General features: G+C 55.0%; 12 protein-coding genes, 6 tRNA genes and 2 rRNA genes. All 20 read right to left on the bottom strand.

Annotation, left to right across the window (positions count from 1 at the left end; all coding sequences use genetic code 11):
* Positions 1-46: 46 nt before the first annotated feature.
* Positions 47-4,246, bottom strand: a complete 4,200-nt coding sequence (gene rpoC, locus D3Z90_RS02400) for a DNA-directed RNA polymerase subunit beta' (RefSeq protein ID WP_136474253.1) — start codon at positions 4,244-4,246, stop codon at positions 47-49.
* Between the two features lie 64 nt (positions 4,247-4,310).
* Complete coding sequence (gene rpoB / locus D3Z90_RS02395; RefSeq protein ID WP_136474252.1) at positions 4,311-8,384, bottom strand: DNA-directed RNA polymerase subunit beta; 4,074 nt, start codon at positions 8,382-8,384, stop codon at positions 4,311-4,313.
* 219 nt (positions 8,385-8,603) lie between these two features.
* Positions 8,604-8,969: a 50S ribosomal protein L7/L12 gene (gene rplL / locus D3Z90_RS02390; RefSeq protein WP_043861936.1), complete on the bottom strand. Its 366-nt coding sequence runs from the start codon at positions 8,967-8,969 to the stop codon at positions 8,604-8,606.
* 78 nt (positions 8,970-9,047) lie between these two features.
* On the bottom strand, positions 9,048-9,548 hold the full coding sequence (gene rplJ / locus D3Z90_RS02385) for a 50S ribosomal protein L10 (protein WP_045190247.1): 501 nt from the start codon (positions 9,546-9,548) through the stop codon (positions 9,048-9,050).
* Positions 9,549-9,747: 199 nt separating this feature from the next.
* Complete coding sequence (rplA, locus tag D3Z90_RS02380; RefSeq protein ID WP_136474251.1) at positions 9,748-10,443, bottom strand: 50S ribosomal protein L1; 696 nt, start codon at positions 10,441-10,443, stop codon at positions 9,748-9,750.
* Entirely contained in the window at positions 10,443-10,874 is a 432-nt protein-coding gene (gene rplK, locus D3Z90_RS02375; RefSeq protein ID WP_028944937.1) for a 50S ribosomal protein L11, read from the bottom strand. Before rplK ends, rplA begins: the two co-directional genes overlap by 1 nt.
* 121 nt (positions 10,875-10,995) lie before the next feature.
* Positions 10,996-11,529 carry a transcription termination/antitermination protein NusG gene (gene nusG, locus D3Z90_RS02370; protein ID WP_136474250.1) on the bottom strand — a complete coding sequence of 178 codons (534 nt, stop codon included), beginning with the start codon at positions 11,527-11,529 and terminating at the stop codon, positions 10,996-10,998.
* A 9-nt stretch (positions 11,530-11,538) separates the two neighbouring features.
* Positions 11,539-11,907, bottom strand: coding sequence for a preprotein translocase subunit SecE (gene secE, locus D3Z90_RS02365; RefSeq protein ID WP_136474249.1), 369 nt, complete (start codon positions 11,905-11,907; stop codon positions 11,539-11,541).
* A 45-nt stretch (positions 11,908-11,952) separates the two neighbouring features.
* Positions 11,953-12,028, bottom strand: a tRNA-Trp gene (locus D3Z90_RS02360).
* Between the two features lie 53 nt (positions 12,029-12,081).
* The gene (gene tuf, locus D3Z90_RS02355) at positions 12,082-13,275 is read right to left on the bottom strand and encodes an elongation factor Tu (RefSeq protein ID WP_105642145.1); all 1,194 of its coding nucleotides are present in this window, start codon (positions 13,273-13,275) and stop codon (positions 12,082-12,084) included.
* An 85-nt stretch (positions 13,276-13,360) separates the two neighbouring features.
* A tRNA-Thr gene (locus D3Z90_RS02350) sits at positions 13,361-13,436 on the bottom strand.
* Positions 13,437-13,462: 26 nt separating this feature from the next.
* Positions 13,463-13,536 (bottom strand) — tRNA-Gly (locus D3Z90_RS02345).
* Positions 13,537-13,559: 23 nt separating this feature from the next.
* Positions 13,560-13,644, bottom strand: a tRNA-Tyr gene (locus D3Z90_RS02340).
* 143 nt (positions 13,645-13,787) lie between these two features.
* Entirely contained in the window at positions 13,788-14,216 is a 429-nt protein-coding gene (locus D3Z90_RS02335) for a hypothetical protein (protein WP_136474248.1), read from the bottom strand.
* 7 nt (positions 14,217-14,223) lie between these two features.
* Entirely contained in the window at positions 14,224-14,970 is a 747-nt protein-coding gene (locus D3Z90_RS02330) for a pantothenate kinase (RefSeq protein WP_136474247.1), read from the bottom strand.
* On the bottom strand, positions 14,960-15,919 hold the full coding sequence (gene birA / locus D3Z90_RS02325) for a bifunctional biotin--[acetyl-CoA-carboxylase] ligase/biotin operon repressor BirA (RefSeq protein WP_136474246.1): 960 nt from the start codon (positions 15,917-15,919) through the stop codon (positions 14,960-14,962). The genes D3Z90_RS02330 and birA overlap by 11 nt, the downstream gene beginning before the upstream one ends.
* Positions 15,920-16,109: 190 nt before the next feature.
* A 5S ribosomal RNA gene (rrf, locus tag D3Z90_RS02320) occupies positions 16,110-16,225 on the bottom strand.
* 138 nt (positions 16,226-16,363) lie between these two features.
* Positions 16,364-19,253: ribosomal RNA gene (locus D3Z90_RS02315) — 23S ribosomal RNA — on the bottom strand.
* A gap of 235 nt (positions 19,254-19,488) precedes the next feature.
* Positions 19,489-19,564, bottom strand: a tRNA-Ala gene (locus tag D3Z90_RS02310).
* A gap of 10 nt (positions 19,565-19,574) precedes the next feature.
* Positions 19,575-19,651 (bottom strand) — tRNA-Ile (locus tag D3Z90_RS02305).
* Positions 19,652-19,725 lie beyond the last annotated feature (74 nt).

The following is a 19,725-nucleotide window of genomic DNA, read 5'->3' as shown; positions in this document are numbered from 1 at the left end:
ATGTCACCAATGCGCGGATCGGGTCAGCCGGGGCCCTGCCCTACTTTCAATTACCGCTGGAGTTCAGCGCTTCAGTCAGTGCGGCTTCCACCTCACTGGCACTTACGCGCAGCGGCTTGTCGGCATCACGGCGACGCTTGCGCTCGCTGTGGTATGCCAGACCGGTACCGGCCGGGATCAGACGACCCACGACCACGTTTTCTTTCAGGCCGCGCAGGTAATCGCGCTTGCCAGTTACCGCCGCTTCGGTCAGCACTCGAGTGGTTTCCTGGAAGGAAGCCGCCGAGATGAACGATTCGGTCGACAGCGAGGCCTTGGTGATACCCAGCAGCACACGGGTGAACTTGGAGACAAACTTGTCTTCCGCGCCAAGGCGCTCGTTCTCCACCAGTACGTGGGTCAGTTCCATCTGGTCGCCCTTGATGAAGCTGGAATCGCCCGACTCGGAAATCTCAACCTTGCGCAGCATCTGACGCAGAATGGTTTCGATGTGCTTGTCGTTGATCTTCACGCCTTGCAGACGGTAAACGTCCTGAATCTCGTTGACGATGTACTTGGCCAATGCGCTTACACCCAGCAGACGCAGGATGTCGTGCGGATCGCTTGGACCGTCGGAGATAACTTCGCCGCGGTTCACTTGTTCGCCTTCGAAGACGTTCAGGTGACGCCACTTCGGAATCAGCTCCTCGTACGGATCGGTACCGTCGTTCGGGGTAATAACCAAACGACGCTTGCCTTTGGTTTCTTTACCGAACGCGATGGTGCCGCTGACCTCAGCCAGAATCGAGGCTTCCTTCGGACGACGAGCTTCGAACAAGTCAGCAACGCGCGGCAGACCACCGGTGATGTCACGAGTCTTCGAGGTCTCTTGCGGAATACGCGCGATAACGTCACCAACACCGATCTGTGCACCGTCAGCCACACCAACCAGGGCGTTCGCCGGCAGGAAGTACTGTGCAGGTACGTCGGTACCCGGCAGCAGCAGATCCTTGCCATTGGCATCGACCATCTTGATTGCAGGACGAATTTCTTTACCTGCAGCCGGACGATCTTTGACGTCCAGAACTTCAATGTTGGTCAGGCCGGTCAATTCGTCAGTTTGACGCTTGATCGTGATGCCTTCTTCCATGCCCACGAAGGTCACGGTACCTTTCATTTCGGTAACGATCGGGTGGGTGTGCGGGTCCCACTTGGCGACGATAGCGCCAGCGTCGACCTTATCGCCTTCCTTCACCGAGATCACGGCGCCGTACGGCAGTTTGTAGCGCTCACGCTCACGACCGAATTCGTCGGCAATAGCCAATTCACCGGAACGCGATACGGCAACCAGGTTACCGTCGGCACGCTCAACCTGCTTCAGGTTGTGCAGACGGACCATACCGCCGTTCTTCACCTGGACGCTGTCAGCAGCCGAGGTCCGGCTTGCAGCACCACCGATGTGGAACGTACGCATGGTCAGCTGAGTACCCGGCTCACCGATGGATTGCGCAGCGATAACGCCGACCGCTTCACCGATGTTCACCTGATGACCGCGAGCCAGGTCACGACCGTAGCACTTGGCGCAAATGCCGTAGCGAGTTTCACAGCTGATCGGCGAACGCACGATGACTTCGTCGATGCTGTTCAGTTCGATGAACTCAACCCACTTCTCGTCGACCAGGGTACCGGCCGGAACGATAACGTCGTCGGTGCCTGGCTTGAACACGTCACGGGCAATGACACGACCCAGAACCCGTTCACCCAGCGGCTCAACAACATCGCCACCTTCAATGTGCGGCGTCATCAGCAGGCCCTGCTCGGTGCCACAGTCGATCTCGGTCACAACCAGATCCTGGGCAACGTCTACCAGACGACGAGTCAGGTAACCGGAGTTCGCGGTTTTCAACGCGGTATCCGCAAGACCCTTACGAGCACCGTGAGTCGAGATGAAGTACTGCAGTACGCTCAGACCTTCACGGAAGTTCGCGGTGATCGGCGTCTCGATGATCGAGCCGTCCGGCTTGGCCATCAGACCACGCATACCGGCCAACTGACGAATCTGAGCTGCCGAACCCCGAGCACCGGAGTCAGCCATCATGTACATCGAGTTGAAGGACTCTTGCTCGACTTCGTTACCATCGCGGTCGATGACCTTCTCTTTCGAGAGGTTGGTCATCATCGCCTTGGAAACTTCGTCGTTCGCCTTGGACCACAAGTCGATAACTTTGTTGTACTTCTCGCCCTGGGTTACCAGGCCGGAGGCGTACTGACTCTCGATCTCTTTCACTTCGTCGGTGGCAGTACCGATGATGCGGGCTTTCTCGTCCGGGATAACGAAGTCGTTAACACCGATGGAAACGCCAGAGATGGTCGAGTAGGCAAAACCGGTGTACATCAGCTGGTCAGCGAAGATCACGGTCTCTTTCAAACCAACCACGCGGTAGCACTGGTTGATCAGCTTGGAGATCGCCTTTTTCTTCATTGGCTGGTTGACCACGTCGTACGACAGACCTGGTGGTACAACCTGGAACAGCAACGCACGTCCGACAGTGGTGTCGACGATACGGGTATTCTTGACGCTGCCACCATCACGATCGTTAACGGTTTCGTTGATACGAACCTTGATCTTGGCATGCAGGGCAGCTTCGCCAGCGCGGAATACGCGGTCGACTTCCTGCAGGTCGGCAAATACACGACCCTCACCCTTGGCATTGATGGCTTCACGGGTCATGTAGTACAGACCCAGTACAACGTCCTGCGACGGAACGATGATTGGCTCACCGTTGGCTGGCGACAGAATGTTGTTGGTCGACATCATCAGCGCGCGCGCTTCGAGCTGAGCTTCCAGCGTCAGCGGCACGTGAACGGCCATTTGGTCACCGTCGAAGTCGGCGTTGTACGCAGCACAGACCAGCGGGTGCAGCTGAATAGCCTTACCTTCGATCAGTACCGGTTCAAAAGCCTGGATACCCAAACGGTGAAGGGTCGGCGCACGGTTGAGCAGTACGGGGTGTTCGCGAATCACTTCGGCGAGAACGTCCCAAACCTCTGGCAGCTCGCGCTCGACCATCTTCTTGGCGGCCTTGATGGTGGTCGCCAGACCACGCATTTCCAGCTTGCCGAAAATGAACGGTTTGAACAGCTCGAGAGCCATCTTCTTCGGCAGACCGCACTGGTGCAGACGCAGGGTCGGACCTACGGTAATTACCGAACGGCCAGAATAGTCAACACGCTTACCGAGCAAGTTCTGACGGAAACGACCCTGCTTACCCTTGATCATATCAGCCAAGGATTTCAGAGGACGCTTGTTCGAACCAGTGATGGCACGACCGCGACGGCCGTTGTCCAGCAAGGCGTCGACCGCTTCTTGCAGCATGCGCTTTTCGTTACGCACGATGATGTCCGGAGCGGACAGATCGAGCAGGCGCTTCAGACGGTTGTTACGGTTGATAACCCGACGATACAGATCGTTCAGGTCGGAAGTCGCGAAGCGACCACCATCCAGCGGAACCAATGGACGCAGATCTGGCGGCAATACCGGCAGAACAGTCAGAACCATCCACTCAGGCAAGTTGCCCGAGCCCTGGAAGGCCTCCATCAGCTTCAGACGCTTGGACAGCTTCTTGATCTTGGTTTCCGAGTTGGTCTGCGGAATTTCTTCGCGCAGGCGACCGATCTCGTGCTCCAGGTCGATAGCGTGCAGCAGTTCACGGACAGCCTCGGCACCCATACGGGCGTCGAAGTCATCACCGAACTCTTCCAGCGCTTCGAAGTACTGCTCGTCGTTGAGCAGTTGGCCTTTTTCCAGCGTGGTCATGCCCGGATCGATAACGACATAGCTCTCGAAGTAGAGAACGCGCTCGATATCACGCAGGGTCATGTCCATCAGCAGGCCGATACGGGACGGCAGCGACTTCAGGAACCAGATGTGGGCAACCGGAGAGGCCAATTCAATGTGCGCCATGCGCTCACGACGAACCTTGGCCAGAGCGACTTCAACGCCACACTTCTCACAGATGACACCACGGTGCTTCAGGCGCTTGTACTTACCGCACAGGCACTCGTAATCCTTGACTGGGCCAAAGATCTTGGCGCAGAACAGGCCGTCACGCTCAGGCTTGAACGTACGGTAGTTGATGGTTTCCGGCTTTTTCACTTCACCGAACGACCACGAACGGATCATCTCAGGCGAGGCCAGTCCGATACGGATGGCGTCGAACTCTTCGACTTGACCCTGGTTTTTCAGCAAATTCAGTAGGTCTTTCAAGGCCTTTCCTCCTGGCGGAGCAGGGAGCGGGCTTTTCAGCCACGCTCCCGATTCGCGTCACGTGTTATTCGGTTTCCAGATCGATATCGATACCGAGCGAACGAATCTCTTTGATCAACACGTTGAAGGACTCGGGCATGCCCGGCTCCATACGGTGATCGCCGTCCACGATGTTTTTGTACATCTTGGTCCGACCGTTCACGTCGTCCGACTTCACTGTGAGCATTTCTTGCAGGGTGTATGCCGCGCCGTATGCTTCCAGCGCCCACACTTCCATCTCCCCGAAACGCTGACCACCGAACTGCGCCTTACCACCCAGCGGCTGCTGGGTAACCAGGCTATAAGAACCAGTGGAACGCGCGTGCATCTTGTCGTCCACCAAGTGGTTCAGCTTGAGCATGTACATGTAACCAACGGTCACTGGACGCTCGAACTTGTTGCCGGTACGGCCGTCGAACAGCTGCATCTGACCGCTTTCTGGCATGTCTGCCAGTTTCAGCATGGCCTTGATCTCGCTTTCCTTAGCACCGTCGAAGACTGGAGTGGCCATTGGCACACCGCCTTTGAGGTTCTTCGCCAAATCCAGGATTTCCTGGTCGGAGAAGTCTTCCAGGCTTTCCTGGCGGCCACCGATCTCGTTGTAGATCTCAGTGAGGAACTTGCGCAGCTCGATGACCTTGCGCTGCTCTTCGAGCATGCGGTTGATCTTCTCACCCAAGCCTTTGGCAGCGAGGCCAAGGTGGGTTTCGAGGATCTGACCGACGTTCATACGCGATGGTACACCCAGCGGGTTGAGCACCACGTCGACCGGGGTACCGTTGGCATCGTGCGGCATGTCTTCTACCGGCATGATCACCGAGACAACACCCTTGTTACCGTGACGACCGGCCATCTTGTCACCCGGCTGGATGCGACGGCGGATTGCCAGGTAAACCTTGACGATCTTCAGTACGCCCGGAGCCAGGTCATCGCCCTGTTGCAGCTTGCGTTTCTTGTCTTCGAACTTGTCGTCCAGCAGACGGCGACGATCAACGATGTAGGCCTGAGCCTTCTCGAGTTGCTCGTTCAGCGCGTCCTCGGCCATACGCAGCTTGAACCACTGGCCGTGCTCCAGACCGTCCAGTACTTCGTTGGTGATCACAGTGCCTTTCTTAAGACCTGCACCACCATCGACGACCTGGCCGTTCAAGGCAGAACGCAGACGCTCGAAGGTTGCGCCTTCAACGATACGGAACTCTTCGTTCAGATCCTTACGGATCTCGTCGAGTTGCATTTTCTCGATGGACAGAGCTCGGCTATCGCGCTCAACGCCGTCACGAGTGAAGACTTGTACGTCGATGACAGTACCTTTGGTGCCGGTAGGCACGCGCAGGGAGGTGTCTTTGACGTCGCTCGCCTTCTCACCGAAGATTGCACGCAGCAGCTTCTCTTCTGGAGTGAGCTGGGTTTCGCCTTTTGGCGTGACCTTGCCGACCAGAATGTCACCCGCGCAGACTTCAGCACCAACGTAGACGATACCCGCCTCGTCCAGCTTGTTCAGCGCAGCTTCACCAACGTTCGGGATGTCCGCGGTGATTTCCTCTGGGCCAAGCTTGGTGTCACGAGCCACACAGGTGAGTTCCTGAATGTGGATCGTGGTGAAGCGATCTTCCTGAACCACGCGCTCAGACAGGCAGATGGAGTCTTCGAAGTTGAAGCCGTTCCACGCCATGAATGCGATGCGCATGTTCTGACCCAGCGCCAATTCACCCATATCGGTGGACGGGCCGTCAGCCATGATGTCACTACGCTGAACCACATCACCTTTGCTCACCAGCGGACGCTGGTTGATGCAGGTGTTCTGGTTCGAACGGGTGTATTTGGTCAGGTTGTAGATGTCGACACCGGCTTCGCCAGTTTCAACTTCGTCATCCGCAACACGAACAACGATACGGCTGGCATCGACGGAGTCGATCACACCGCCACGACGAGCTACGACGCAAACGCCGGAGTCACGCGCAACGTTGCGCTCCATACCGGTACCGACCAGCGGCTTGTCGGCACGCAGTGTTGGTACAGCCTGACGCTGCATGTTCGAACCCATCAACGCACGGTTGGCGTCGTCGTGCTCGAGGAACGGAATCAGCGACGCTGCAACCGAAACTACCTGCTTCGGCGAAACGTCCATCAAGGTGACGTCTTCTGGGGCCTTGACAGTGAATTCGTTCAGGTGACGAACGGCTACCAGTTCGTCGATCAGGTGCTTCTTCTCGTCCATCGTGGCCGAAGCCTGAGCGATAACGTGATCAGCTTCTTCGATCGCCGACAGGAACACGATATCGTCGGTGACAATACCCTCTTTCACTACACGGTACGGGCTTTCCAGGAAGCCATACTGGTTAGTGCGAGCGTACGCCGCCAGGGAGTTGATCAGACCGATGTTCGGACCTTCAGGCGTCTCGATCGGGCACACGCGGCCATAATGGGTCGGGTGTACGTCACGGACTTCGAAGCCGGCACGCTCACGGGTCAAACCACCAGGGCCAAGTGCAGAAACACGGCGCTTGTGGGTAATTTCGGAGAGCGGGTTGTTCTGGTCCATGAACTGCGAAAGCTGGCTGGAACCGAAGAACTCTTTCACCGCCGCCGCAACCGGCTTGGCGTTGATCAGGTCCTGAGGCATCAGGCCTTCGCTTTCTGCCATCGACAGACGCTCTTTGACCGCACGCTCAACACGCACCAGGCCCACACGGAACTGGTTCTCGGCCATTTCACCAACGCAGCGAACACGACGGTTACCCAGGTGGTCGATGTCGTCGACGATGCCTTTGCCGTTACGGATATCGACCAGGGTCTTGAGGACCTCGACGATATCTTCCTTGCTCAGCACGCCCGAACCTTCGATCTCGGTACGACCGATACGACGGTTGAACTTCATGCGGCCTACGGCAGACAGATCGTAGCGCTCAGCACTGAAGAACAGGTTGTTGAACAGGGTTTCGGCTGCGTCCTTGGTTGGCGGCTCGCCAGGACGCATCATGCGATAGATTTCGACCAGCGCTTCCAGTTGGTTGCTGGTGGAGTCGATCTTCAGGGTATCCGAGATGAACGGACCACAGTCGATGTCGTTGGTGTACAGCGTCTCGATGCGAACAACCTGAGCCTTGGCGATCTTCACCAAAACATCAGTGCTCAGCTCGGTGTTGCACTCAGCCAGGATTTCACCGGTAGCTGGGTGCACGATCGCCTTGGCGGTGGTGCGCCCCAGGACGTATTCCAGCGGAACGTCCAGTTGCTTGACGCCGGCTTTTTCCAGCTGATTGATGTGACGAGCAGTGATACGACGACCTTGCTCGACAATAACCTTGCCAGAGTCATCATGGATATCCATGACTGCAACTTCACCACGCAGACGCTGAGGTACCAGCTCCAGGCTGAGCTTCTCGCCCGAGACGTGGAATACGTTGGTGGTGTAGAAAGCGTCCAGCACTTCTTCCGTGCTGTAACCCAGCGCACGCAGCAATACCGATGCAGGCAGCTTGCGACGACGGTCGATACGGACGAATACACAGTCTTTCGGATCGAATTCGAAGTCCAGCCACGAGCCGCGGTAAGGAATGATCCGCGCCGAGTACAGCAGTTTGCCAGAGCTGTGCGTCTTGCCGCGGTCGTGATCGAAGAACACGCCCGGCGAACGGTGCAACTGGGAAACGATAACACGCTCGGTACCGTTGATTACGAAGGTACCGTTTTCAGTCATCAGGGGGATTTCACCCATGTAGACTTCTTGCTCTTTGATGTCCTTGATCGCTTTGTTCGACGATTCTTTGTCGAAAATGATCAGGCGGACTTTCACCCGCAGCGGAACCGCGTAGGTCACGCCACGCAGTACACATTCTTTGACATCAAAAGCCGGTTCGCCCAGACGATAGCCAACATACTCCAGGGCAGCATTGCCGGAGTAGCTGATGATCGGGAAAACCGATTTGAAGGCCGCATGCAGGCCCACGTCGCGGAACTGATCTTTGGTCGCTCCCGCTTGCAAGAATTCACGATACGAATCCAGCTGGATGGCCAGGAGGTAAGGCACATCCATGACGTCCGGCAACTTGCTAAAGTCCTTGCGGATACGTTTTTTCTCAGTGTATGAGTAAGCCATCAGCGTTCCCCAGCTTGGTCACCTGCTTGTTTGGCTTCTCCCGACGGGAGCAGCCAGAAAATCGTGCAAACCCCTTGGTTTGCGCCACCGTCATCGGTGGTTACCGCTCGTCACTGGTGCCGACCTGGTCGGCCACCAATAACGGAAAAAGGCCGGTGGCAAGAGCCACCAGCCATCAGCCTTTCGCTTATCGCTCGGGCTGGAGACGCACAGTCGAAATTACTTCAGTTCGACAGTAGCGCCTGCTGCTTCCAGGTCAGCCTTGGCTTTGTCAGCAGCTTCTTTCGAAACGCCTTCAGCAACGACTTGAGGAGCGGTATCAACCTTTTCCTTGGCTTCTTTCAGGCCCAGGCCGGTCAGTTCACGAACAGCCTTGATCACGTTTACTTTCTTGTCGCCAGCGGCAACCAGAACAACGTTGAACTCGGTTTGTTCTTCAACAACGGCAGCAGCAGCAGCTGGGCCAGCAGCGGCAACAGCAGCGGTAACGCCGAAGGTTTCTTCCATTGCTTTGATCAGCTCAACAACTTCCAGAACGGTTTTCTGGCCGATTGCTTCGATGATTTGCTCGTTAGTCAGAGACATGACTTAAATCCTGTATTGGGGTGACAGCCTACGCAGCCATCAAATTAAACGTATGATTTCGAAAGCGCTTTCTGTGCCTTAGGCAGCAGCAGCTTCTTTCTGGTCGCGAACGGCTGCCAAAGTACGAGCCAGCTTGCTGGTAGCGCCTTGGATCACGCTCATCAGCTTCGCAATAGCCTCGTCGCGAGTTGGCAGAGAAGCCAACACGTCGATCTGGTTTGCGGCAAGGAACTTGCCGTCGAACGCAGCTGCCTTGATCTCGAACTTGCTCTGACCCTTGGCGAACTCAGCGAACAGACGGGCAGCAGCGCCCGGGTGCTCGTTGGAGAATGCAATCAGGGTAGGGCCGGTGAAGGCGTCGTTGAGGACACTGAATTCAGTGTCAGCAACAGCGCGCTTGAGCAGGGTGTTACGTACAACACGTACGTAAACGCCAGCTTCACGAGCCTCTTTACGGAGTCCGGTCATTGCGCCTACAGTCACGCCACGGGCATCAGCCACGACAGCAGACAGAGCGACTTTGGCAGCCTCGTTGACTTCAGCGACGATGGCCTTCTTGTCTTCGAGTTTAATTGCCACGGGTAAAACTCCTGCTTGTTACCGTTTCATCCAGCCGAAGCCGGATGTCGTTTTGGTGTCTGATTCGCTAAAGAACCAGGGGCACCATCTGCGTAGGCTTGTGGTTTAAGACTTGCGTCGCCTACGGTCTTGGATAGCCCCCGCCAGGCAGGGACCCCAATTTTTTAAACCGACGCGATCGCTCGCGTCGATTTTTGTCTTACGCGTTCAGCGAGCCTTGGTCGATGACCAAGCCTGGACCCATGGTGGTGCTCAGGGTAACGCGCTTAACGTAGATACCTTTCGAAGAAGCTGGCTTGATACGCTTCAGGTCAGCGATCAGGGCTTCAACGTTTTCCTTCAGCTTGCCGGCTTCAAAGCCGATTTTGCCAACGGAGGTGTGGATGATGCCGTTTTTGTCGGTGCGATAACGAACCTGACCAGCCTTGGCGTTTTTAACCGCGGTAGCTACGTCGGGAGTCACGGTACCAACTTTCGGGTTAGGCATCAGGCCACGAGGACCCAGAACCTGACCCAACTGACCTACAACACGCATTGCGTCCGGGGAAGCAATAACGACGTCATAGTTCAGGTCGCCGGCTTTCATTTCAGCAGCCAGATCGTCCATACCTACACGGTCAGCGCCGGCAGCCAGAGCGGCCTCAGCAGCTGGACCCTGGGTGAAGACAGCAACACGTACAGTCTTGCCAGTGCCGTGTGGCAGCACAGTAGCGCTACGAACAACCTGGTCAGATTTACGTGGGTCAACGCCGAGGTTGACAGCAATGTCGAAGGACTCGCTGAACTTCACGGTGGACAGTTCGGCCAGCAGCACTGCTGCGTCTTCGAAGTTGTAGACTTTGCCAGCTTCGAGCTTCGAAGCAATGGCCTTTTGGCGCTTAGTCAGCTTAGCCATTACACACCCTCCACGTTGAGGCCCATGCTACGAGCAGAACCGGCGATAGTACGCACGGCTGCTTCCATGTCAGCGGCAGTCAGATCAGCATTTTTGGTTTTTGCGATCTCTTCCAGCTGAGCACGGGTCACAGTACCGACTTTAACGGTGTTAGGACGTGCGGAGCCGCTGGTCAGGCCAGCTGCTTTCTTCAGCAGAACCGAAGCAGGGGTGCTTTTGGTTTCGAAGGTGAAGCTGCGGTCACTGTAAACAGTGATGATCACAGGAGTCGGCAGACCGGCTTCTTGACCCTGAGTACGGGCGTTGAAGGCCTTGCAGAATTCCATGATGTTCACACCGTGTTGACCCAGAGCTGGACCAACGGGTGGGCTTGGGTTGGCCTGGCCGGCCTTTACTTGCAGCTTGATGTAAGCCTGAATCTTCTTAGCCATGAGCTACTCCAATATCGGGTACGAACGCCAAAAAGGCTCCCCGGATTACTTGCGTTTTATCCCAGTGACGACAAAACCCCGCAGCACATAGGGCTGCGGGGTAATGGGATGCGTTGTTCGGCTAGACCTTTTCGACCTGGCTGAACTCGAGCTCCACCGGAGTAGAGCGACCGAAAATGAGTACGGCCACTTGGATCCGACTCTTCTCGTAGTTAACTTCTTCAACAGTACCGTTGAAGTCTGCAAACGGGCCATCGATAACACGGACGACTTCGCCCGGCTCGAACAGCGTCTTTGGCTTAGGCTTGTCGCTACCATCAGCAACACGACGCAAAATGGCCTCGGCTTCTTTATCAGTGATAGGTGCAGGCTTATCTGCAGTACCACCAATGAAGCCCATGACGCGAGGGGTGTCCTTGACCAAGTGCCAAGTCCCTTCGTTCATTTCCATTTGCACCAGCACATAACCTGGGAAGAATTTACGTTCGCTTTTGCGCTTCTGGCCATTGCGCATCTCAACCACTTCTTCAGTGGGGACCAGAATCTCGCCGAACCCGTCTTCCATGCCAGCCAGCTTTACGCGCTCGATCAGCGAGCGCATTACATGCTTCTCGTAACCCGAGTAAGCATGCACAACATACCAACGCTTAGCCACGGGACACCCTTAGCCAACAATCAAGGAAATCAACCAACCGAGCAGGGAGTCGAGACCCCACAGCAGCAGCGCCATAACCAGAACAACAGCAACCACAATGAGCGTGGTCTGCATGGTTTCTTGACGGGTTGGCCATACGACTTTACGAATCTCGGTGCGCGCTTCCTTTACCAGCGTAAAGAACGACCTGCCTTTAGCAGTCTGCAGGGCAATAAAGCCAGCAACAGCAGCAAGAGCAAGCAGTGCGAGTACGCGATACAGAATCGGCGAAGCAGAGTAATAAAGATTACCTACAACACCTACAACCACCAAAGCGACAACAGCCAGCCACTTGAGCAGATCAAAACGAGAGTCTTGGGCTTCAGCCTTGGGAGTCATCTAGGAAGATCCTGTGAAAAGAAAGCCAGACACACGAGGTGAATCTGGCAGGTCAGGAGGGAATCGAACCCCCAACCTACGGTTTTGGAGACCGTCGCTCTGCCAATTGAGCTACTGACCTAAAAGCTTATCAGGCCGGCCATTATGCCGGCCTGATCGAGAGAAATCAACTACTTATTCGATAATCTTTGCTACGACGCCAGCGCCGACGGTACGACCGCCTTCACGGATAGCGAAGCGCAGACCATCTTCCATTGCGATAGTTTTGATCAGAGTGACAGTCATCTGGATGTTGTCACCTGGCATTACCATTTCAACGCCTTCTGGCAGCTCGCAGTTACCAGTCACGTCAGTAGTACGGAAGTAGAACTGTGGACGGTAGCCTTTGAAGAACGGAGTATGACGGCCGCCTTCTTCCTTGCTCAGAACGTATACTTCTGCGGTGAACTTGGTGTGCGGCTTAACCGAACCTGGCTTGACCAGAACCTGACCACGCTCAACGTCGTCACGCTTGGTACCACGCAGCAGAACGCCGCAGTTCTCGCCAGCACGACCTTCGTCCAGCAGCTTGCGGAACATCTCAACACCGGTGCAGGTGGTGGTGGTGGTGTCACGCAGACCAACGATTTCCAGGGCGTCCTGAACGCGGACGATACCACGCTCGATACGACCGGTAACAACGGTACCACGACCCGAGATCGAGAATACGTCTTCGATTGGCATCAGGAACGGCTTGTCGATAGCACGCTCTGGCTCTGGGATGTAGCTGTCCAGAGTTTCAACCAGACGCTTGACAGCGGTGGTGCCCATTTCGTTGTCGTCTTTGCCTTCCAGCGCCATACGAGCCGAACCAATGATGATCGGAGTGTCGTCGCCTGGGAAGTCGTAGGTGGACAGCAGGTCGCGAACTTCCATCTCAACCAGTTCCAGCAGCTCAGCGTCGTCTACCAGGTCAGCCTTGTTCAGGAAGACCACGATGTACGGAACGCCAACCTGACGGGACAGCAGGATGTGCTCACGAGTTTGTGGCATCGGACCATCAGCGGCCGAGCAAACCAGGATCGCGCCGTCCATCTGGGCAGCACCAGTGATCATGTTCTTCACGTAGTCAGCGTGACCTGGGCAGTCAACGTGAGCGTAGTGACGAATGTTCGAGTTGTACTCAACGTGTGCGGTGTTGATGGTGATACCGCGAGCTTTCTCTTCTGGAGCGCTGTCGATCTTGTCGAATTCGACGACGGCCGAACCGAAAACTTCGGAGCAGACGCGAGTCAGAGCTGCGGTCAGCGTGGTCTTGCCATGGTCAACGTGACCAATGGTGCCGACGTTCACGTGCGGCAAACTACGATCGAACTTTTCCTTAGCCATCGAGACAATCCTCAGCAAGAAGAAATAAGCAAGTTAATGCAGCCATTAAAACAAAGGCAGATATTTTCATATCTGCCTTGTTATATGGAGCTCTTGAGCGGATTTGAACCGCTGACCTCACCCTTACCAAGGGTGTGCTCTACCAACTGAGCTACAAGAGCGTAACACTGTGCAACAACAGCAAACTTGGAGCGGGTAGCGGGAATCGAACCCGCATCATCAGCTTGGAAGGCTGAGGTTCTACCACTAAACTATACCCGCGGAGCTTGCAGCTCTCGCTAAAATGGTGGAGGGGGAAGGATTCGAACCTTCGAAGTCGTAGACGTCAGATTTACAGTCTGATCCCTTTGGCCGCTCGGGAACCCCTCCTGAGCTGGGCGGCATTTTCAACTCTTGCCGTCCTACTGTCAAGCTTTTTCTCATTAAAATCTTGAGGTTAGCTAATTTGACAGCTACTTCACAGTGTTGCCACTTAGTGGTCATCCCTGTGAAGCGGGCGCCATTCTATCAAGCTATTCACCAGTTGCAATACCCTCGCACAACTTTATTTTATGTTTTAAGTCTTTGAAATCTCGAGAAAGTGTCCCGAGCAGGGATTGATCAAGCAAACGCTGGCTGTCCGGCTGAATTTGCAACCAAAGCCCCGCCTCATCTTCAAGCCTGCCCGTAACAGGAACCGAGGCCACATCCAAACTCAAGAGTCGCTGCCGCAAGGCTCCGAGCTGCTCTTGACCGCTTACCCCACCTACGTACAGACACTCACGACCACTCGCTGGAACCTGCGCATTCTGATGCGACTCACTCAACAGACGTATACCCTGCTGGTTGCCCTTATAAAGCGAAAGTGGCGCGACCTCCTTGACCCTCAAAGGAGCCTCCTGCTGATGCCATACGTAATAAGCAGCATTGAGCACCACCAATAACAGAAACAACCAACGCATAGTCACCTCAATCCAGGGGGCAGGCCATCGCCAGGCCGACAAACACCAAATCAGGCACTACACGTGCAGTTGGCGCAGCCTCTTGCACCAGCGGCGCATCACCACCGGTCAGCAAAACCGAGAAATCCTCACCCCACAGCTCCCGCGCGTGATCGAGCTGGGAACGAACGAAGCCTTGAAGCATATGCACACATCCACGCTCAACCGCTTCGACCGTAGAGCGCCCAGGGGCCATGCTTGATAGCGCTCGCTCAGCGGAGGCATCGTCGTATCGAATCCTGCGAGTGTGCGTACGCAACTGGCTACGCATCAAAGGCATTCCCGGACAGATAAAGCCCCCCAGGTGCTCGCCATCCGCTGCAACGAAGTCCGCCTTGGCTGCAGTCCCAAAGTCCATGACCAGACACGCCCCACCCGACAAACGATATGCACCCAATACAGCGAGCCAGCGATCCAGACCGAGACGCTGATAGTCTTCATATCCGTTGCGCACACCTGCAACCTCTTTGGCCGGTTGCGCGACGAAAACCCGAAGCCCGAAACACTGATGTAAAAGTGCGGATAAACTTATCGTTTCCTCCTCACTGCGCACACTGACCAAGCGACACTGCTTAGGCGGCAGCGCAAGCGCACTGACCGCATCGACCAGGGCCATATCGGAGTCGACCACCCCGCTACCGACAATCGACAAGTCCGTGTCGCGAATTACGCGCCACTTGATAAAGCTGTTACCGCAATCGAGCTCAAGAATCATCACGCAACCTCAAACTGAGCTCACCACCGCTGAAGCTCTTTTCTACTCCATCGACTTCAAGGCGCAATGCACCTTGGCCATCGATCCCCAAAACAGTACCGTCGACCTTGTTGGTCCCGGCAATCAGCGATACAGCTCGCCCCTGCCACAGGTGCGCCTGCTCCCACTCTGCCTGAAACCCAGCGAAGCCGGTTTCACGGTGGCGCTCGAGGTCCACCTGCAGATTGCGGTTCAACCTGGCCACTAGCAAGTTGCGATCAATTGAACTTCCCACCTCACGGCGCACGGAGGTCCATGGCTGATCAACCTCTTTAGCCGCCTGCATGTTGACGTTGATACCTATACCCAGCACCACATGACAGACATCAGCCGGATCACCCACTAATTCCAACAAAATCCCGGCAATCTTCTGATTATTGACCAGCACATCATTAGGCCACTTCAATCCGGCATTCACGACACCAAATGACTGCAGCGCGCGCATGACCGCGAGGCCTACAACCAGGCTCAAACCCTCGAGCTGGCGCATGCCACCCTCAATACGCAACACCAGGCTGTAGTAGAGGTTGTCTGCAAATGGACTTACCCATTGTCGCCCGCGCCGACCCCGCCCCGCGGTTTGACGCTCGGCAACCACCAGGAAGGGCGCACGCTGCCCTGCTGCAATTGCGCGCAAGGCTTGCGCATTCGTCGAGTCGATGGACTCAAAGACCAGCACCGGCCAAGGCTCGCCCTGCGAATGCTCAGCTATCTCGTGCTCCTGCAGCAGGACCAAGGGCGAGGCTAACTGATAGCCGCGGCCGCGCACCTTATGAATGGGTAGATTCAACTCGGCCTCAAGGTGCTGTAGCTGTTTCCAGACAGCACTGCGACTTATGCCAAGGGCATTCCCCAGATCCTGCCCGGAATGGAATCGGCCATCCTTGAGGAGCTCTAACAACTTCAGCATGCCAATCTCGACTCTTGATGAGGCTGGCATGATAGCCATGCAGGTAGGGATTGCATAGAAAACAGATGAAGCAGAGGCGCCGAATTGGACGGTATCGCGGGCAAACCTCGCCCCGGCAGCGGCGAAGTGTGCGATGCCGGAAAAGACAAAACCCCTACCTGCATGTGCAGATAGGGGTTTCGGAATTTAATCTTGACGATGACCTACTCTCACATGGGGAAACCCCACACTACCATCGGCGATGCATCGTTTCACTACTGAGTTCGGGATGGGATCAGGTGGTTCCAATGCTCTATGGTCGTCAAGAAATTCTGTTGCCAGAAGGTCTTGTTCAGACACTCCAGCGAATCGGGTATGTGATGTTTGTGAGTTGCAAACTTTCGGTTTGTTTCGTCTTCACAACACCGCAATCTGGTCGTTCGACGCAAATTGCTTGGGTGTTATATGGTCAAGCCTCACGGGCAATTAGTATTGGTTAGCTCAACGCCTCACAGCGCTTACACACCCAACCTATCAACGTCGTAGTCTTCGACGGCCCTTCAGGGAGCTCAAGGCTCCAGTGAGATCTCATCTTGAGGCAAGTTTCCCGCTTAGATGCTTTCAGCGGTTATCTCTCCCGAACATAGCTACCCGGCAATGCCACTGGCGTGACAACCGGAACACCAGAGGTTCGTCCACTCCGGTCCTCTCGTACTAGGAGCAGCCCCTCTCAAATCTCAAACGTCCACGGCAGATAGGGACCGAACTGTCTCACGACGTTCTAAACCCAGCTCGCGTACCACTTTAAATGGCGAACAGCCATACCCTTGGGACCGGCTTCAGCCCCAGGATGTGATGAGCCGACATCGAGGTGCCAAACACCGCCGTCGATATGAACTCTTGGGCGGTATCAGCCTGTTATCCCCGGAGTACCTTTTATCCGTTGAGCGATGGCCCTTCCATACAGAACCACCGGATCACTAAGACCTACTTTCGTACCTGCTCGACGTGTCTGTCTCGCAGTCAAGCGCGCTTTTGCCTTTATACTCTACGACCGATTTCCGACCGGTCTGAGCGCACCTTCGTACTCCTCCGTTACTCTTTAGGAGGAGACCGCCCCAGTCAAACTACCCACCATACACTGTCCTCGATCCGGATAACGGACCTGAGTTAGAACCTCAAAGTTGCCAGGGTGGTATTTCAAGATTGGCTCCACGCGAACTGGCGTCCACGCTTCAAAGCCTCCCACCTATCCTACACAAGCAAATTCAAAGTCCAGTGCAAAGCTATAGTAAAGGTTCACGGGGTCTTTCCGTCTAGCCGCGGATACACTGCATCTTCACAGCGATTTCAATTTCACTGAGTCTCGGGTGGAGACAGCGCCGCCATCGTTACGCCATTCGTGCAGGTCGGAACTTACCCGACAAGGAATTTCGCTACCTTAGGACCGTTATAGTTACGGCCGCCGTTTACCGGGGCTTCGATCAAGAGCTTCGCGTTAGCTAACCCCATCAATTAACCTTCCGGCACCGGGCAGGCGTCACACCCTATACGTCCACTTTCGTGTTTGCAGAGTGCTGTGTTTTTAATAAACAGTCGCAGCGGCCTGGTATCTTCGACCGGCATGAGCTTACGGAGCAAGTCCTTCACCCTCACCGGCGCACCTTCTCCCGAAGTTACGGTGCCATTTTGCCTAGTTCCTTCACCCGAGTTCTCTCAAGCGCCTTGGTATTCTCTACCCAACCACCTGTGTCGGTTTGGGGTACGGTTCCTAGTTATCTGAAGCTTAGAAGCTTTTCTTGGAAGCATGGCATCAACCACTTCGTCGCCTAAAGGCAACTCGTCATCAGCTCTCGGCCTTAAGATCCCGGATTTACCTAAGATCTCAGCCTACCACCTTAAACTTGGACAACCAACGCCAAGCTGGCCTAGCCTTCTCCGTCCCTCCATCGCAATAACTAGAAGTACAGGAATATTAACCTGTTTTCCATCGACTACGCTTTTCAGCCTCGCCTTAGGGACCGACTAACCCTGCGTCGATTAACGTTGCGCAGGAAACCTTGGTCTTTCGGCGTGGGAGTTTTTCACTCCCATTGTCGTTACTCATGTCAGCATTCGCACTTCTGATACCTCCAGCAAGCTTCTCAACTCACCTTCACAGGCTTACAGAACGCTCCTCTACCGCGTCACCTAAGTGACACCCGTAGCTTCGGTGTATGGTTTGAGCCCCGTTACATCTTCCGCGCAGGCCGACTCGACTAGTGAGCTATTACGCTTTCTTTAAAGGGTGGCTGCTTCTAAGCCAACCTCCTAGCTGTCTAAGCCTTCCCACATCGTTTCCCACTTAACCATAACTTTGGGACCTTAGCTGACGGTCTGGGTTGTTTCCCTTTTCACGACGGACGTTAGCACCCGCCGTGTGTCTCCCATGCTCGGCACTTGTAGGTATTCGGAGTTTGCATCGGTTTGGTAAGTCGGGATGACCCCCTAGCCGAAACAGTGCTCTACCCCCTACAGTGATACATGAGGCGCTACCTAAATAGCTTTCGAGGAGAACCAGCTATCTCCGAGCTTGATTAGCCTTTCACTCCGATCCACAGGTCATCCGCTAACTTTTCAACGGTAGTCGGTTCGGTCCTCCAGTCAGTGTTACCTAACCTTCAACCTGCCCATGGATAGATCGCCCGGTTTCGGGTCTATACCCAGCGACTAAACGCGCTATTAACACTCGCTTTCGCTACGCCTCCCCTATTCGGTTAAGCTCGCCACTGAATATAAGTCGCTGACCCATTATACAAAAGGTACGCAGTCACCTAACAAGTAGGCTCCCACTGCTTGTACGCATACGGTTTCAGGATCTATTTCACTCCCCTCTCCGGGGTTCTTTTCGCCTTTCCCTCACGGTACTGGTTCACTATCGGTCAGTCAGTAGTATTTAGCCTTGGAGGATGGTCCCCCCATATTCAGACAAAGTTTCTCGTGCTCCGTCCTACTCGATTTCATGACTAAGAGATTTTCGCGTACAGGGCTATCACCCACTATGGCCGCACTTTCCAGAGCGTTCCGCTAATCTCAAAGCCACTTAAGGGCTAGTCCCCGTTCGCTCGCCACTACTAAGGGAATCTCGGTTGATTTCTTTTCCTCAGGGTACTTAGATGTTTCAGTTCCCCTGGTTCGCCTCTTGCACCTATGTATTCAGTACAAGATACCCAGCTTATGCTGAGTGGGTTCCCCCATTCAGAGATCTCCGGATCAAAGTCTGTTTGCCGACTCCCCGAAGCTTATCGCAGGCTACCACGTCTTTCATCGCCTCTGACTGCCAAGGCATCCACCGTATGCGCTTCTTCACTTGACCATATAACCCCAAGCAATCTGGTTATACTGTGAAGACGACATTCGCCGAAAATTCGCAAAACTCTTAAGAGTCACTCACAAATTTTACCTTAGCCTGAACAACACCAGTGAAAGTGCTATCCAGTCTATCTTTCTATCACATACCCAAATTTTTAAAGAACGATTCTGAAAAAGTTCAGAAATCAATATTCGACCCGAATATTCATTTCTAAGCTTTGACATGGTAACGAAGGGGGTGGTGGAGCCAAGCGGGATCGAACCGCTGACCTCCTGCGTGCAAGGCAGGCGCTCTCCCAGCTGAGCTATGGCCCCAACAAGAAACTGGTGGGTCTGGGCAGATTCGAACTGCCGACCTCACCCTTATCAGGGGTGCGCTCTAACCAACTGAGCTACAGACCCAGTCAAGAGCTGTTACCGATATCGTCTTCTTCAATGAATCAAGCAATTCGTGTGGGAGCTTATGAAACAGCTGA

Origin of the sequence: Pseudomonas sp. DG56-2 (genome assembly GCF_004803755.1) — a bacterium.
GTDB classification, from domain to species: Bacteria; Pseudomonadota; Gammaproteobacteria; order Pseudomonadales; family Pseudomonadaceae; genus Aquipseudomonas; species Aquipseudomonas auratipiscis.
Note: the sequence above shows the minus strand (reverse complement) of the source record. Positions and strands in the feature narration are given on the sequence as shown.